This is a genomic window from Flavihumibacter solisilvae (genome assembly GCF_000814475.1).
GTDB lineage: Bacteria > Bacteroidota > Bacteroidia > Chitinophagales > Chitinophagaceae > Flavihumibacter > Flavihumibacter solisilvae.
The window spans coordinates 246,799-262,384 of record NZ_JSVC01000009.1 but is presented as its reverse complement, the minus strand read 5'-3'; the positions used below and the strand labels follow the sequence as shown (position 1 = coordinate 262,384).

12 protein-coding genes are annotated in these 15,586 nt (G+C 49.7%); 8 read left to right on the top strand and 4 right to left on the bottom strand.

What is annotated here, in order from left to right:
• Nucleotides 1–28: 28 nt before the first annotated feature.
• Nucleotides 29–802, top strand: coding sequence for a 23S rRNA (guanosine(2251)-2'-O)-methyltransferase RlmB (rlmB, locus tag OI18_RS09155; RefSeq protein ID WP_039139188.1), 774 nt, complete (start codon nt 29–31; stop codon nt 800–802).
• Here rlmB and OI18_RS09150 read toward each other — a convergent pair.
• Nucleotides 797–3,472 (bottom strand): TonB-dependent receptor, encoded by a 2,676-nt coding sequence (locus OI18_RS09150; RefSeq protein WP_039139180.1) that lies wholly within the window; start codon nt 3,470–3,472, stop codon nt 797–799. The genes rlmB and OI18_RS09150 overlap by 6 nt on opposite strands.
• A gap of 29 nt (nt 3,473–3,501) precedes the next feature.
• Nucleotides 3,502–4,032, bottom strand: a complete 531-nt coding sequence (locus OI18_RS09145) for a hypothetical protein (RefSeq protein WP_039139178.1) — start codon at nt 4,030–4,032, stop codon at nt 3,502–3,504.
• A 238-nt stretch (nt 4,033–4,270) separates the two neighbouring features.
• Here OI18_RS09145 and OI18_RS09140 point away from each other — a divergent pair, with 238 nt between their 5' ends.
• From OI18_RS09140 to OI18_RS09130, 3 genes are read left to right on the top strand one after another with little or no spacing between them, the layout of a single operon-like run.
• Complete coding sequence (locus OI18_RS09140) at nt 4,271–5,269, top strand: helix-turn-helix domain-containing protein (RefSeq protein WP_039139177.1); 999 nt, start codon at nt 4,271–4,273, stop codon at nt 5,267–5,269.
• A gap of 18 nt (nt 5,270–5,287) precedes the next feature.
• Complete coding sequence (locus OI18_RS09135; RefSeq protein ID WP_039139175.1) at nt 5,288–6,145, top strand: hydroxymethylglutaryl-CoA lyase; 858 nt, start codon at nt 5,288–5,290, stop codon at nt 6,143–6,145.
• Between the two features lie 11 nt (nt 6,146–6,156).
• Complete coding sequence (locus OI18_RS09130) at nt 6,157–7,155, top strand: GSCFA domain-containing protein (protein ID WP_039139171.1); 999 nt, start codon at nt 6,157–6,159, stop codon at nt 7,153–7,155.
• On the opposite strand, the gene OI18_RS09125 is transcribed toward OI18_RS09130, so the two are convergent.
• Together OI18_RS09125 and OI18_RS09120 are read right to left on the bottom strand one after the other, a co-directional pair.
• Nucleotides 7,152–8,198, bottom strand: coding sequence for a phosphotransferase enzyme family protein (locus OI18_RS09125; protein WP_039139168.1), 1,047 nt, complete (start codon nt 8,196–8,198; stop codon nt 7,152–7,154). The two genes, OI18_RS09130 and OI18_RS09125, sit on opposite strands and share 4 nt — an antisense overlap.
• Nucleotides 8,199–8,241: 43 nt before the next feature.
• Complete coding sequence (locus OI18_RS09120) at nt 8,242–8,859, bottom strand: MiaE family protein (protein ID WP_039139165.1); 618 nt, start codon at nt 8,857–8,859, stop codon at nt 8,242–8,244.
• 50 nt (nt 8,860–8,909) lie between these two features.
• On the opposite strand from OI18_RS09120, the gene OI18_RS09115 reads away from it, so the two are divergent.
• The 4 genes from OI18_RS09115 to OI18_RS09100 all read left to right on the top strand — a co-directional run bounded on the left by OI18_RS09115 (nt 8,910) and on the right by OI18_RS09100 (nt 15,566).
• Nucleotides 8,910–9,998: an aminotransferase class I/II-fold pyridoxal phosphate-dependent enzyme gene (locus OI18_RS09115; RefSeq protein WP_039139163.1), complete on the top strand. Its 1,089-nt coding sequence runs from the start codon at nt 8,910–8,912 to the stop codon at nt 9,996–9,998.
• Between the two features lie 216 nt (nt 9,999–10,214).
• Nucleotides 10,215–12,677, top strand: a complete 2,463-nt coding sequence (locus OI18_RS09110) for a penicillin acylase family protein (protein ID WP_039139162.1) — start codon at nt 10,215–10,217, stop codon at nt 12,675–12,677.
• A 7-nt stretch (nt 12,678–12,684) separates the two neighbouring features.
• Nucleotides 12,685–13,026 carry a hypothetical protein gene (locus tag OI18_RS09105; protein ID WP_039139160.1) on the top strand — a complete coding sequence of 114 codons (342 nt, stop codon included), beginning with the start codon at nt 12,685–12,687 and terminating at the stop codon, nt 13,024–13,026.
• A gap of 77 nt (nt 13,027–13,103) precedes the next feature.
• A complete protein-coding gene (locus tag OI18_RS09100) occupies nt 13,104–15,566 on the top strand; it encodes a DUF5686 and carboxypeptidase regulatory-like domain-containing protein (protein ID WP_039139158.1) in 2,463 nt (820 codons plus the stop codon).
• Nucleotides 15,567–15,586 lie beyond the last annotated feature (20 nt).

Below are 15,586 nucleotides of genomic sequence, written 5' to 3'. Positions count from 1 at the left end.
CATTTTTTTTTGTCGCTATTTTTGCACGATGAAATCGTTCCGTCAGCAGCCGCAGTCAAGGCCCAAAAAAAGTTCGCTCGTTATAGGCCGTCAGAAAGTTATTTCAGCACTTAAAGAAGGTAAGCAGCTGGAAAGGATCTACCTCGTTCAAACGGTACATGGACCGGAGATCGAGGAAGTAAAGAAGCTGGCTGCCCTTCACCAGGTGCCCATCAACAAAGTGCCTGTTGAGAAACTGAACGGTTTCAACATCACCGATCATGAAGGCTGTGTTGCCCTGGTTGCAAAGATCCAGTACCAGGACCTCCAGGATGTGTTGTCGCACGTTGTGGAGAAAGGTGAAAGTCCATTGCTACTGATCCTCGATGGCGTCACAGACATCCGGAATATCGGCGCTATTGCCCGCACCGCCTACTGCTGCGGGGTTCACGCGATCCTGATCCCCGATAAAGGCGTAGGCGCCCTCAATGAGGACGCCATACTTACCTCTGCCGGTGCACTGGAAAAGATTGCCGTCTGCCGCGTTAACAGCCTGATGAAAGCTGTCGACACCCTCCATCTTAACGGCATCAGGGTCTTTGCCAGCGAGATGACCGCCGAAACCAGCATATTTGATTGTGACTTCAGAGATCCTGCCGCCATCATCATGGGAAGCGAGGAAAAAGGCATTTATCCTGCGCTGATGAAAACAGCAGATACGGTTTTCCGGATACCGATGGCCGGGAAATTTGAATCGCTTAATGTTTCCGTTGCAGCCGGCATGATCCTTTACGAATCCATGAAACAGCGGATGCAGTCATAGTACGCCAAGTGCAAGACTGACATAATAGATTCCCCCGATCTCAGGACTTCCATACGCATTACGGTAATAATGATTGGTGAGATTGTTTGCACCAAGTTTGACCAGTCCTTTGAGTCCGGGTAATTTATATGATACCAATGCATCCAGTGTGGTAAATGACCTGATCGGGCCGCTCGCCATTTCTCCTTCAAAGAAGAACGCATCCTGCCAGTGAATGTTGACACCGAAACCAAACCTTGCGGAACGACCAATGCCGTTGTTGTTGTAACCTGCGTTGAGCCTGTATTTCGGCGTATTGAAAAACGCGATGAATCCACTGTCGACACTGCTCAGCCTGTCTGAATAGGCATTCAGGAAGAAGCTGTTTCTCTTGTCGGGCCGGTACTGCAGGCCAATACCATAGCCGGATGTGTTCACTTTGTTGACGCTGTTTACCACTACGGAATAAACCTGTGCGCTGGATGGCTGGTACAATACATTCCTTCCCAGGAAGTTTTCATACTTTGCCCAGTAGGCATATGCATCTACCAGCAGCTTTGAACGGATCAGCGCCTTGTATCCCACTTCAAATGACTTGCAGTTCTCAGGCTTCAGGTTGGTGAAAGTATATGGTTGTGAAGACACTGAACTTCCTTTCATTTCATACACCGGGCTTTCCTTTACATTCATGAATTGCTGCACCCAGGGTAGTCCGCCCAGCAGTGTATATGCGCCCACATCAAGACGGATATACTTCTGTTGGGTTGAAGGGAACCGGTACGCAGTCTGGTAAGACAGTCGCAGGTTGTTGTCCTTTGCCACCCGTACCAGCGCCGTAAACCTTGGAGTGAACTTCGGATCGAAATCTTCATTCTTATCATAGCGGCCGGATGCTGACAGGTTAAGCCGCTTGTTCAGGATGTCTTTGGAGACCTGCGCATAGGCACCGAATTCATTGATGGTAATGGCATTCGCTGTATCTATGAAGAGTGTGCCGCTGCTGTTCAGGATATACCGTTTCCAGTTGCCACCAATAATGATGTCGGCAAACTTTACGAGGCGGGAGAAATTGTACTGGCCTTCGGTCATCCATAGTTGTGATTTCTCTTTGAATAGTCCGCCCTGCGGAATGGGTGTATTCCTTACCTGGCCGAAGATCTTCCCGAATTCCTCGCTGCCGGGAAGCGGCATTTCACGATCGGCATAAGCTCTTGCGGCACGGTGTGCGTCTGCGACACCTGCCCCTGAATTCAGCGCTGTCAGGAATGCCCCTGTGTACTGCGGGTACCAGCTTCCTCCTATATCTGCCGGGTTGAAACTTGGCTTCCAGGCTTCGTTCATATATTGCGCAGTCACATTGGCGGAATATGCTTCACCTGCATTTTCCTGTGTCGTAAAGCTGCGCAGGAACCAGTCGTTGTGCTTCAGTTCAACTTTGTATTGCGCGATATTGATTCCTTTCAAAGCATAGCGGTTATTGCTGGAATAAACCGTGTTACCCTTCGACCAGTTGGCCAGCATAATCGCTTCCAGCTTCGGCGTGAGGCGATAATGTACGGCTCCTGACAACCTGAGATTTTTTGTTGTCGGATCAATGAGGTCACGCTCTTCATAACCGGTGCGGGATACCATCATTGGATTCTGAAGCAGGGGATGGCCCGGAGGAAGTACGGATGCCATGAATAAGCGCAGGTCAACGGAGGTTTCATCGCCATAAACGTTTACGCCATTATAATTGGGATCAGACTGGCGGTTACCGGCGATCAGTTTACCTGTGGCACCCGCACCCTGGTAGTTGGAACTGTCAGTTGCCAGCCAGTCGGTTCCGGAGATGTACTGGCCGCTTAAACGGATGCCCCATTTGTTCCGCCACGATTTTGCCCAACGCATACTGTAGTCGTACAGGCTGGCCGCTTTATCGCGCTGGCGTTTATCCACGTGCATCAATCCCTGCCGAACCTGTACACTCAGTCCGGGGTATTGAAACGGGTCCTTGCTGGTGATCAGGATGGTCCCATTCATGCCACCCGGTCCGTACAAGGCAGAAGATGCCCCCGGCAGGATCTCTACATTGTCAATATCGAGATCGGTTGGACCGGCAAAGCTGCCGACAAAGAAGTTCAGGGCAGGTGCCTGGTTGTCCATTCCATCAACGAGCTGGTTCACGCGTGGACTGCCACTCGCGTTGAATCCGCGGGTACTGATGGTTTTGAATGTGAGGCTGGAGGTAGTGATGTCAACACCTTTCTGCCAGCCGGCAATATCATAGTAGGAAGAAGCGGGTGACCTGTGGATCTGTGAGTTGCCAAAACGCTCAATGGAAACAGCACTTTCCATCATGCGGGAGGGAGTGCGGTTAGCAGAAACGATCACCTCCGCACCAAGTGCATGCTGCGGTATAAGGGCAATATCGACCGGGCTGGAGTCGCTGATGGTCATGATCACCTGTACATAGCCGACCATACTCACCACGATGGTTACGGGCAGCTTATCGGCGACCAGGCTGAACTCCCCGTCGATATTGGTAACGGTACCTTTGTTGGAGCCGCTGACAACTATAGACACATTAGTCAGCTTTTCGAGGTTCTCACTGTTGAGTACGCGTCCGCGGATGGCCTGTGACCAGGCCGGGGAGAAGCTGGTGATGGACAGTACCATCACCAGGCAAATGAAGTGGAAATACTTTTTCATACATGTAGGTTTAATGGTTCAGGTATTGATTAACGGGTCATGGCTCTCTGGGCGATGTCGTTATAGTGCACCCGGTAATTTTCTTTCTTCCCTTTGATGATGAACTTTTTGCTGGCAGCAACGCCAACGATTGTACCGACAACTGCCCCTGCGCCACCGAGACCTAACCCATAAGCGGCAACTTTTTCGCCGGTACTCATTCCGAGGTAAAATTCATCAAGAGGATCGTCGCCTTCGGACAGGGCCACTATAACCCCGGTAATCATCCCGACGGCTGTTCCTATCAGAATGCTCTTGCCCATAACCCCCTTGCGTCGGAGGGTGAGTTTTTCAAGTTGTTCAGGACTAAGCTGGTAGAAACTGTTAGATGGCATGTTGTTCAGGGTAACATAGAGGGAGTCAGGGGTAGCCCTGCCAAGGATGCCCCGAAGGGTCTTTCCGCTGGTTTCTTTGATAGTGATGTTGAACGGGCGGGGTTTAACGCTTTTGGTTGCGCCTTCCTGTGAGTAGCCAATGAATTGGGTAGCCAGGATAATGACGGTGATGAGTAGCCTTTTCATAACGGTTAATTTTTGGGTGAGGAGGATGATTTCGGAGTAAAGCTAGAAACGGATAAAGCCGGTTAAAAACGGGTTTCCGGGCGGGTTTGCGGCGGTCAGGCGATAATCAGTTAATCGTGGTGTGCGGGTGTTTTTTGCTTATTGATTCCTGCAAAAAAAGAAGGTATATTTAGATAGTGGTTGCAGAATCCGCCAAATCCCCCGGGCGGAACCGGTAATAAACGCCTAAACTTCTTGCATGGACAACGGTAACATCCAGGTTGCATTCTTTCAGCACCTTAAAGCGCAGCTGCCCTCACATATTTCTATCGTGGAAGAATTAGCCGACCTGCTGAATATCAGTACCGACAGTGCTTATCGAAGACTAAGAGGAGAGAAGCCGATCTCGTTCGACGAGTTGCAGGTGATCTGCCTCAAATACCGGATCTCGCTCGACCAGATGTTCCTGCTTCAATCTGATTCGCTGGTGTTCACAGGAAAGTCGGCAGGGAATAAGAACTTTGATTTCCTGGCCTACCTGCAGAGCGTGGCCGGGCAACTGCAGTTCATGAACAGTTTCGACAAGCGGGAAATGTATTTTCTCAATAAAGACATCCCGCTGTTTTACCATTTCAATTACCCGCACCTGAGCGCATTCAAATGTTACTTCTGGATGCGCACCATCCTGAACGACCCGCAATTCAACAACCGGCCGTTTTCGTTTGACCAGATCAGTGACGAGATCATCGCGGCGGGAAAGAAAATTTTTGAAGCGTACTCACAGTTGCCTTCCACCGAAGTCTGGAATATTGAAAGCGTAAACAGCAGCATCCGCCAGATCGAATATTATAAGGACTCAAAACTGTTCCGTTCGGCAGACGATATTGCGATCGTGTATGATGAACTGCAGGACTGCATCGGCCTGATAGAATCGCAGGCTGAACTGGGTTATAAGACCAGCGCAGACGGGAAAGTTCATTACCGCCACATCCCATATCGCATATATGTGAACGAATTTGTCCTGGGTGATAATACCATTCTCGCCAGGCTGGGAGATATCAGTGTGACCTTCCTCGTTCATTCCGTTTTCAATTACCTGCACACGCGGGATAAAGAGTTCAACGAGCTTACCTACCGGCACTTCCAGAACATCATCAGGAAGTCAACGCTGATCAGTGATTCCGGCGAAAAGGATCGCCGCCGTTTCTTTAACCTGATCCGTGAAAAGATTAATGCCAGAAAAAATGCAATTTTGTAGATCGTAAAAGGATCAACAATGCAGGAAGCCGTTAAACTGGTGGAATGCCCTCGCGACGCAATGCAGGGCTGGCCACACCAGATCTCCACTGATAATAAGGTACGTTACATCAATGCCCTGCTTAATGTCGGCTTCGATACCATCGACTTCGGCAGTTTCGTTTCCCCCAAAGCCATTCCGCAGATGGCAGATACAAAAGACGTACTGGCTGCGCTTGACCTTGCAGGAAGTCGTTCTGCACTGCTTGCAATCATTGCCAACAAACGCGGTGCTGAAGACGCGGTTGCGTATGACGCGGTCCGTTACCTTGGCTTCCCTTTCTCAGTATCCGAAACATTCCAGCAACGCAATACAAACAGTTCTATTGAAGATTCGCTTCAGACAGTAGAACAGGTTCGCTCACTTTGCTCGACAAGGGGAAAGGAACTGGTGGTGTACCTGTCGATGGGATTCGGCAATCCTTATGGTGATCCCTGGTCAGAAGAGATCGTGTTCCGGTGGGCAGAAAAACTGGCTTCTATGGGCATTGGGATCCTGTCGCTGGCAGATACGGTCGGACTTGCAACCGCGGACCAGGTTTCGCGCATGACCTCCTTTCTCGTGAAAAGCCTTCCCAAAGTGGAAATTGGCGTTCACCTGCACGCACCACCGCAAGGCTGGCAGGAAAAAGCTGATGCAGCCTATAATGCCGGCTGCCGTCGCTTCGATGGCGCCATCAAAGGAATTGGTGGCTGCCCCATGGCTGGAAACGAATTGGTGGGCAACCTCGATACGGAAAGACTGAACGATTACCTGCAACAAAAGGGCATAGAAACTGGTTTAAACAGGGAGGCGCTTGCCGGATGCGCCTTAATAGCAAACGAAATATTCATCTGAACAGCATTGGTATGAAGTTGATGGCAGACATAACGATCAAGGGACCCGATCAGCCTATTGAATACAAGGAGCCGATCATGCTGGTAGGCTCATGTTTTACGGAGCATATTGGGAACAAACTGCAGGACCTGAAATTCAGCGTGATGCAGAACCCCAACGGCATTCTCTTTGATCCCATCAGTGTGTGCAACAGTATTACCGGTTATGTTGACAAAAAGATCTACCAGCCCGGCGACCTGTTCTATCATAATGAACTCTGGCAAAGCTGGGCACATCATTCCCGCTTCTCCGGGATTTCGGACGAACAGGTGCTGGACCAGATCAACCGGTCACAGGAAGCAGCACATGAGTTCCTGTCCAAGGCAGGATGGCTGGTCATTACGCTCGGGTCGTCTTTCTCTTACCGGCTGGTTGAATCAGAGAAGCCGGTTGCGAACTGCCACCGCGCACCCGCCCAGTGGTTCCGTAAACACCTCTGCACAATCGATGAAACAATTGCGGCTCTCGACAATATGATGCACCGTTTATTCTTCTTCAACCCGGGATTGCGGATCATCTTCACTGTGAGTCCCGTACGTCACCTGCGCGACGGAGTGGTGGAAAACAACCGCAGCAAAGCCCGCCTGCTGGAAGCGGTGCACCACCTCGTGAACAAGTTCAATAAACTCTATTACTTCCCTGCGTATGAACTGGTGATAGACGTTTTGCGCGATTACCGGTTTTATGATATCGACCTTGCCCACCCGAATTACCAGGCAACTGAATTTGTGCTGGAAAAATTCAGGCAGTTTTATATTTCAGTTCCTGCACAGCAGCTCATGGAACAGGTACAGCAGATCGCGATTGCCAGGAAACACAGGCCTTTCCAGCCACAGACAATGGCGCATAAAATGTTCCTGAAAGGATTTGCAGACAAAAGCCGGAAACTGATGGAACAATATGCATTCCTGGACCTGAACGAAGAGATCAGCTACTTCGAGCAACAGGAACAGTCGATTCACATTGTTTAAGGAAGAGCCTCCAGTTTTTCCAGCAGGATCAACTGGTTGAATGCGCGGTACAGGTTATGATCAGGTGAATTTGTTTTGTAATAAATATCATTATTGAGATAGTCAGCCGTATAACGCAGCGCCTGCATATAGGTAACGAGAATCCCGGCTATTTTTAAGTGCGTCATCTCTGCAGGAGTGAGCCGTCCTTCCATCGCCGATACATAACCGTTCACAATCGCATCGTATAACATCGGGTTGATATCGATACTTTCCCAGTTGCGGCTTTCTTCATCTTCCGTACAAGCCATGGTGCGGATCATATCACCAAGATCCGAAAAGTATTTGCCGGGCATTACGGTGTCAAGGTCTACCACGGCAACAACATTGTCGCTGTCGGAATCAAAGAGGATATTATTCAGTTTGCAATCGTGGTGCAGGAATCTTGTCGGGTAATTCTCTTCGTCCTTACTGACCTGTTCAAACCACTCCACGTATTGGTATTTTTCGCGAAGCGTGGCAATGATGTGCGTCGCTTTCATCAGCCTGAACAACCTGGCTTCATGGGTGGATTGTTCAAACTGGCGGTAACGTAATGAAAGGTCATGAAAACCTGCTATAACCTGGTTCCAGCCGGATGGATCCAGTCCCTCGAGTGAACAGGTAAATCGCGCATAAGCACCGGCGGCAGTTGCTGCAAGCCCGGGAGAGCTTAAAGTGGAAACCGAGTAACAGTTCTCCACATATGCAGTGGCGCGCCAGAAGCGGACTGTTTCATCTTCCATATTCTCATCCCTGAAGAAATATTGTCCATCGTGCGTGGGCACCATTGCCGGGATATTGATCGCCGCAGGACTTTCAGCGAGGTACCCGGTCATTTTGCGGTAATTGAGAATGATGTTCTCCGGCTGTGCAAAACTGTGCTGGTTGATGCATTGCAGGATGATGGCGGGTGAGTTGCTGTACCTGACGATATAGGTGTCGTGGATCAGCCCGACGTGGACCGGTTGTATGGACAAGATATTTGTCCCGAATCGTGCTGCGGCTTTGGAGACTGAATTCAAGATGAAAATTGAAAAGTCAAAATTGAAAATTCAAAAATGGGGCCTAGTGAATCCGGTCACCACGCGGGGTGATGCGTTGCATGATTCCCACTTCGGCCTCGAGCCACTCTTTCCAGCGGGCGCGCACTTTTTCTTTATCAATATAATGTTCTGCCAGCTCAATGAACAGTCTGTAATGTCCTGCTTCACTCTCCATGAACCGGCGGTAAAATTTGCGCAGGTATTCATCGGGCAGGCCTTCACTGAGGCGCTTGAACCGCTCACAGCTTCTAGCTTCAATCATGGCCATGGTCAGCATTCGGTCAAGCAGCCTGTCGTCCGGATGGCCATCCTTTTTCTGGAAGGCCAGCAATTCGTTCACGTATTCATCCCGGCGTTGTTTCCCCAATTGTAATCCCCGCTTGTGCAACTCCTGCAACACCAGCCTGAAATGACCCCACTCTTCGGTTACGATGGGTGCCAGTTCCTTTACCAGTAATTCTTTATCGCTGTACTTCTGGATGAGCGAAATGCAGGTGGTGGCAGCTTTCTGCTCACAGTAGGCGTGGTCCGTCAGGATGTCTTCCAGCGAAATCGCGGCGAGGTCAACCCACCTGGGATCTGTAGGCAATTGAAGGCCAAGGATATTTTTTACGTCGCTGTTTTCATTCAATTCGGTCATGTGGAGTTAATTTGCCGCCGGTAATGCAGGTACCGGCAAATGTATGAAACATGAAAGAATCATTTCTTGAGGAGAAACTGGCGGAACGACGCGCAGCGGGTGCCATGCGGCAGCTGCGACCGGCAAGCGGGTTGACCGATTATTATTCAAATGATTACCTGGGCATCGCCTGCTCAGGTATCGGCAATATGCCCGCGGGACCTTATGCCCATGGAAGCACCGGGTCCAGGTTGCTGTCTGGAAATTCTTCAGCTGCAGAAGAACTTGAGGAAATAATTGCCGCTTTCCACAAAGCAGAAGCGGCTTTGCTTTTTAATTCGGGTTATGATGCGAACCTGGGACTGCTAAGCTCCGTGCCACAGCGTGGGGACCACGTGTTTTATGACCGGCTCTCGCATGCTTCTATCCGGGATGGCGTACGGCTGTCGCAGGCGCAGCATTATTCATTCGAACATAACGACCCGGAAGCACTGGAGAAAAAACTCAGCCGGGCAATGTCGGGGCAGAAATTCGTCGTTACGGAATCTGTTTTTTCGATGGATGGCGATAAAGCCAGGCTTCCCGAAATCGCGGCTATATGTAACCGGTATGGTGCTCATTTGATAGTAGATGAAGCGCATGGCTTCGGGGTGATCGGGAACAAGGGGGAAGGACTTGTGCAGGACCAGTCGTTGCAGGATGCCTGTTTTGCCCGGGTTTATACTTATGGAAAAGCTGCAGGCGCCCACGGTGCTGTAGTGGCAGGAAGCAGGTTGTTGAAGGACTACCTCGTAAATTTTTCCCGCTCCTTTATTTACACTACCGCGCTGCCGTTGACTGCGGTTGCTGCGATTCGCCATGCGTACGACATAATTCCCACGATGAGCGCGGAGCGTGGCAGGATCAGCACGCTGGTTGACCTGTTCCGGGAATCGCCAATGCGTTACCAGGTGCTTGACTCGGACACCCCGATCCAGGGCGTATTAACCGGCGGTAACGAAGAAGCGAGGTCTGTTTCCGCCAGGCTCGCGGAAGAAGGATTTGATGTACGGCCAATCCTGTATCCAACAGTTCCAAAAGGGTCGGAGCGACTGCGGATCATCCTGCATGCATTCAATACGGTAGCGGATACCCAAAAACTCATCAGTTGCCTGCAATGAACATCATCACTTGATCATGCTCAGGGCAAGCAGAACAATGAACAGAAATCCCAATACGAATTTTCTCCTTGCTGTTGATTTCATTACTTCACTATACATATTCCTTTTCTTTTATCGTTAATAATGCATATTTGACGCCAGATATGATGAATGGTTATACCATGACCTGTTAAAGAGAAATTAATATTACTTTAGCCCCAAGCAAATGATCGCTTTATGAGATTTGTTTCCCTGGCCGTAGCAGCCCTTGTTACCATTGGCCTGATTTTTTTATTCAATACCCGGCAGGTGTTGCCTGCACCGTTAGGCAGGCTGCTTAGTCCCCAGCACGGGATCTGGCAGAATGCAGAACCTGCGGATCAATCCTTCAGCGAGGAGCTGAAATTTGCATCGCTCAAGGGAAAGGTCGAAGTATACATCGATGAGAAGTTAGTCCCCCACGTATTTGCTGAGAATGATGAAGACCTGTATTTCGTACAGGGTTTTCTCCATGCCAAATTCCGGCTCTGGCAGATGGAATTCCAGACGCATGCTGCGGCAGGACGGTTAAGCGAAATCCTGGGTGAAGGTCCGGGTGGAAGGATCCTCGAATACGACCGCAATATGCGCCGCCTCGGGATGGTCTACGCCGCCGAACGTTCATTGAATGAAATGGAGAAGACCCCGGCTTCAAAACTTATTTACGATGCTTATGCCGAAGGGGTGAATGCCTATATTTCACAATTGACGGAAAGCCAGCTGCCTATTGAATACAAATTACTTGGTTACTATCCTGAGAAATGGACGCCGTTTAAAACCGCCCTCTTCCTTAAATACATGAGCTTCGACCTCGCTGGTCGTGAAGATGATCTCGAGTTCACGAATGCCCGTGACAATTTCTCGAAGAGCGATTTCGAAAAGCTGTTTTATTACCTGGCCGATTCCCTGAAGCCGATCGTGCCCAACACCCCGGAGTCTCCTTACCCGGCAATGGCATCAATTGATCTGAATCCGCCCTTAACAGCAGATTCGCTGTATTTCTCATATAAGAAAGGTGACAGTCTCACTTACGCTGATACCAATAAGCCCAACCGCGAAAACGGCAGCAACAACTGGGCGGTAGCAGGTTCACGCACTAAAAGCGGCAGGCCGATCCTGTGTAATGATCCGCACCTCGGTCTTAACCTGCCTTCGCTCTGGTTCGAAATGCAACTGAGTACTCCGGAGTTCAGCAGCTATGGCGCAAGCTTCCCCGGTTCACCTAATATCATCATTGGCTTCAATGAAAATATTGCCTGGGGTGTTACGAATGCCGGTCGTGACGTGAAAGATTATTTTGATATTGAATTCCAGGACGAACAGAAAACTGCATACAAATACAACGGCCAATGGATGCCCACGGAAAAGCGTGTGGAGATCCTAAAAGTAAAAGGACAGCCCGACAGGCTTGATACGGTAGTATATACCAACTATGGCCCGGTGATGTTCGACGATGCGTTCCGCGCAAAGGAACGAGATACCCGCCATCTTTCTGTAAGATGGAAAGCACATGATCCGAGTAATGAAGGACTCACCTTTTACGGGCTTAACCGGGCAAAGGGATATGAAGATTACCTAGCAGCGATAAAACATTTTACCTGTCCCGGTCAGAATTTCGTGTTTGCCTCCCGTACGGGCGACATCGCGATCTGGCAGCAGGGACAATTCCCCGCCAAGTGGAAGCGCCAGGGTGATTTCATTATGCCGGGCATAGACAGCAGCTTCGAATGGAAAGGGATGATCGCACAGGAAGAAAACCCGCACCAGCTGAATCCCGCCAGGGGATATGTCAGCAGTGCAAACCAGCTTTCCGCCGATGGATCATATCCCTATTATACCGGTAATGTGTTTCCCGTTTACCGTGGTTATATGATCAACAGGATGCTCGACAGCGCCGGCCCGGTTGGACCGGAAGAAATGATGAAGATGCAATGCGACAACTATAATATCCGTGCGGAATTATCACGTGATATCCTGATGTCGACAAAGGATTCTTTGCTGGATGATGCTTCACGTAAATATTTTGAGATCTACCGGAAGTGGGACAACCGGAATGACGTGGGATCTGAAGGCGCTACCGTTTACCATCTCTGGTGGGGAGCACTGGAAAAGGCAGTGTGGGAAGACGAATACGACAAAATTGGTCTGCCACTGCCATGGCCAACCGAGAACGTGCTGGTGGAATCCCTTCACCGTGACTCGGCCTATTCCTTCCTCGACAACGTGAATACACCCGGGGTGGAAACGCTGGAACAGTTGCTGGCATCATCACTGCGCACAGCTACTGATTCACTGGAGAAATTATCAGCTGCGGGTAAACTGTCATGGGAGAAAGCCAAGGATACACATATCAATCACCTCTTAAGGGTTATTGAACCATTCAGCAGGCTGCACCTGCCTGTCGGTGGTGGCAAAGGCATCATCAATGCAACAGGACCAGATCATGGTCCAAGCTGGCGGATGGTGGTGCATATGACCGACGGTATAGAAGCCTATGGTATTTACCCGGGTGGACAAAGCGGGAACCCCGGCAGCAGGTACTACGACAACTTTGTAGACGACTGGGCAGCCGGTAAATACAACCAGCTCTGGCTGATGAAGAAAGAAGAGAAGGGTGATGCCCGCGTTAAATGGACAATGACTTTTGCGAACACAAAATAAAACGGCAATGAAATTATTTATCTCTATAGTGCTGACAGCTTTCCTCGGTTTCGCCTTATGTTTATTCCTGCCCTGGTGGGCAATAGCGATTGCTGCATTTACTGTTGCAGTGGCTATTGTGCAGGCTCCATGGAAATCATTTGTTACAGGTTTTGTCGCACTGTTTCTTTTGTGGGCTGTAATGGCCTGGTGGATCAGCTTCACCAATAACAACCTGCTGGCAGATAAAGTGTCTGTCATGATCCTGAAGCAGCAGAGTGCATTTATGCTGGTGCTGGTGACAGGATTGATAGGTGGGTTAGTTGCCGGCTTCGCTGCCCTCACCGGTAGTCTTGTTAGAAAGTTATAGGGTGCTCCCTTTTTTATTTTTTAATTTTAACTTTTTACTTCGCCTCGCGCGTCTATTTTCGAAGTACCAAACCTCACATGCGCCTTCGAATCATCGTTATCCTGTTATTCTTCTGCAGCGGCGTTTCTGCTGCTGTCATCAAAGGTTATGTAAAAGATGCCAATGGTAAGCCGCTAGCCTACGCCTCGGTATATGTAAAGAACGGCAGGCAGGGAACTACTGCGGGCGTCAATGGCTATTACCAGTTATCACTTACACCTGGACGTTATACCATTATTGCCCAGCACGTGGGCTATGCCAAAATGGAAAGGGAAGTGGAAGTTGGCGACCAGGAATTGTCGGTGGATTTTACTTTGACGATACAGCAGGTCAGTCTCAATGAAGTAGTTGTCAGGGCAGGAGCGGAAGATCCCGCTTACGCGATTATCCGCAATGCCATTAAGAAACGAAAGGAGCACCTGGAAGAGCTGTCCCATTTCAGTTGCGAAGTATATACAAAAGAGCAGTTCCAATTGCGCGATTACCCGAAAAAGTTCATGGGACAGAAGGTTGACTTCGAAGATGGTGATACCAGCAAGCGCAAAATGCTTTATCTCTCCGAGACCGTCGCCCGTTATTCCGTTAAGCCGCCCGACAAATCAAAGGTGGAAGTGCTGAGTACCCGCGTCAGCGGTAATGCAAATGCATTCGGACTCACCCTGCCGAAAATCGTTAATTTTTACGAGAACTATATTGTTGCGGAAGGATTGAATCCACGCGGATTTATTTCTCCCATTGCTGCCAATGCACTGAACTATTACCGCTACAAGTTTGAAGGCAGCTTCATGGAAGACAGTGTGGAAGTGAACAGGATCAAAGTAATCCCGAAACGGAAATATGAACCCCTGTTTTCCGGTTATATCATGATCACCGAAAACAGCTGGCGCATCCACAGCCTGCAGCTGGAGCTTTATAAAACTTCGCAGATGGAGATCCTCGATACCCTGCGGATGGAGCAGCTGTATGCACCGCTTAACGGCCATGCCTGGGTGATCCGCAACCAGGTGCTGTATCCAACAGTGAGGCTGTTCGGCTTTGATGCTTTCGGTAGTTCGGTTACTGTTTACAGCAAGTTTGACCTTGAGGCCGATTTCACTCCGAAATATTTCAACAACACCCTCATGAAGTATAATGAGGGTTCCAATAAAAAGCCTTCAGACTACTGGGATTCTATTCGTCCGTTGCCGTTGCAGCCGGAAGAAATTAGCGACTACCACAAAAAAGACAGCCTGGAACAGGTGCGAAAAGATCCGAAGTATCTCGATTCGCTCGACAGGGTAAGGAACAAGATAGGCATAGGCGGAATATTGTTTACCGGTGAAACCATTTCGAAGCAGAAACGCCGGAGTGTGTATAATATCGATCCGCTGATCCGGTCGGTAAGTTTCAATACGGTTGAAGGCTGGGTGGCCAACCTGTCCGGTTCATGGGTCAAGCGTTTCGATAGTACCAATTTCCAGAAGCAGTTTGTGCTCCGGCCTAATGTGCGGTATGGCTTCAGCAATGGTCATTTGAATGGCAGGCTGCAGGCTCATTACCAGTCCGGCGGAAGGCACCAGGAGTCGATTGGGTTGTCCGGCGGCAAATATGTTTTCCAGTATAATAATGCGAACCCTGTCGGCAGTTTCATGAACAGCTTTTCGACCCTGCTTCGCGAGCTCAATCATATGAAGTTGTATGAAGCCTGGTATGCAAGAGCGGACTATTCACGGCAACTTGGGTCAGGACTTGACTTTACTGCGGCTATTCAATACCAGGACAGGCGCCCGCTATCGAACAGTTCTGACCTGGTGTGGCGGAATGTAAAGGAGCGCACATACACACCCAACTATCCTACTGATATAATGTCTGCACCAATGGACCCGCACCAGGCCCTGTTGGTCAGCGCAGGCCTGAGCTGGCAGCCGGGCATGAAGTACATCGAGTTTCCCGATCGCAGGATGAGCCTGGGTTCGAAGTACCCGGTTGTAAGTGCAAGGTTGACCAAGGGAGTAAAGGACTTGTTTTCGAGTGATGTCGATTACCTCAAGTGGGAGATGGGAGTGAAGGACGACCTGCAACTACGCCTTGCCGGTATGCTGCAGTACAGTTTCTCCGCGGGAGGATTCCTGCAAAGTGACGCAGTACAGGTTCCCGATTACAAACATTTTATGGGTAACCGGCTGATCCTCGCCAATGGCTATTCGAACAGCTTCCAGGCACTGCACTATTACCGTTACAGCAATACCGAAAAGATCTGGGCTGAAGGCCATCTTGAACATCATTTCAACGGCGTGTTCACCAACAAGATTCCCGGCTTCCGCAAGCTGAACTGGTACCTCGTAGGCGGCGCAAATGCGCTCTGGCTCGACGGTAATAAACACTATTCCGAACTCTACCTTGGCCTTGAAAATATTTTCAAACTGCTGCGAACAGATATAGTGTGGTCTTTTGACCAGGGCTCGTTCAGCGGGGCGTATTTCCGTTTTTCCATCAGGGGAATCACAGGCGGCGGCGACTAATACCCTATTTTCGTGGACAT

What these genes read in the sequence shown, in the direction of transcription:
- OI18_RS09130 (WP_039139171.1), top strand. Translation starts at nt 6,157, where the DNA reads ATGAAGTTGATGGCAGACATAACGATCAAGGGACCCGATCAGCCTATT.
- rlmB (WP_039139188.1), top strand. Translation starts at nt 29, where the DNA reads ATGAAATCGTTCCGTCAGCAGCCGCAGTCAAGGCCCAAAAAAAGTTCG.
- OI18_RS09120 (WP_039139165.1), bottom strand. Translation starts at nt 8,859, where the DNA reads ATGACCGAATTGAATGAAAACAGCGACGTAAAAAATATCCTTGGCCTT.
- OI18_RS09140 (WP_039139177.1), top strand. Translation starts at nt 4,271, where the DNA reads ATGGACAACGGTAACATCCAGGTTGCATTCTTTCAGCACCTTAAAGCG.
- OI18_RS09100 (WP_039139158.1), top strand. Translation starts at nt 13,104, where the DNA reads ATGCGCCTTCGAATCATCGTTATCCTGTTATTCTTCTGCAGCGGCGTT.
- OI18_RS09115 (WP_039139163.1), top strand. Translation starts at nt 8,910, where the DNA reads ATGAAAGAATCATTTCTTGAGGAGAAACTGGCGGAACGACGCGCAGCG.
- OI18_RS09150 (WP_039139180.1), bottom strand. Translation starts at nt 3,472, where the DNA reads ATGAAAAAGTATTTCCACTTCATTTGCCTGGTGATGGTACTGTCCATC.
- OI18_RS09135 (WP_039139175.1), top strand. Translation starts at nt 5,288, where the DNA reads ATGCAGGAAGCCGTTAAACTGGTGGAATGCCCTCGCGACGCAATGCAG.
- OI18_RS09110 (WP_039139162.1), top strand. Translation starts at nt 10,215, where the DNA reads ATGAGATTTGTTTCCCTGGCCGTAGCAGCCCTTGTTACCATTGGCCTG.
- OI18_RS09105 (WP_039139160.1), top strand. Translation starts at nt 12,685, where the DNA reads ATGAAATTATTTATCTCTATAGTGCTGACAGCTTTCCTCGGTTTCGCC.
- OI18_RS09145 (WP_039139178.1), bottom strand. Translation starts at nt 4,032, where the DNA reads ATGAAAAGGCTACTCATCACCGTCATTATCCTGGCTACCCAATTCATT.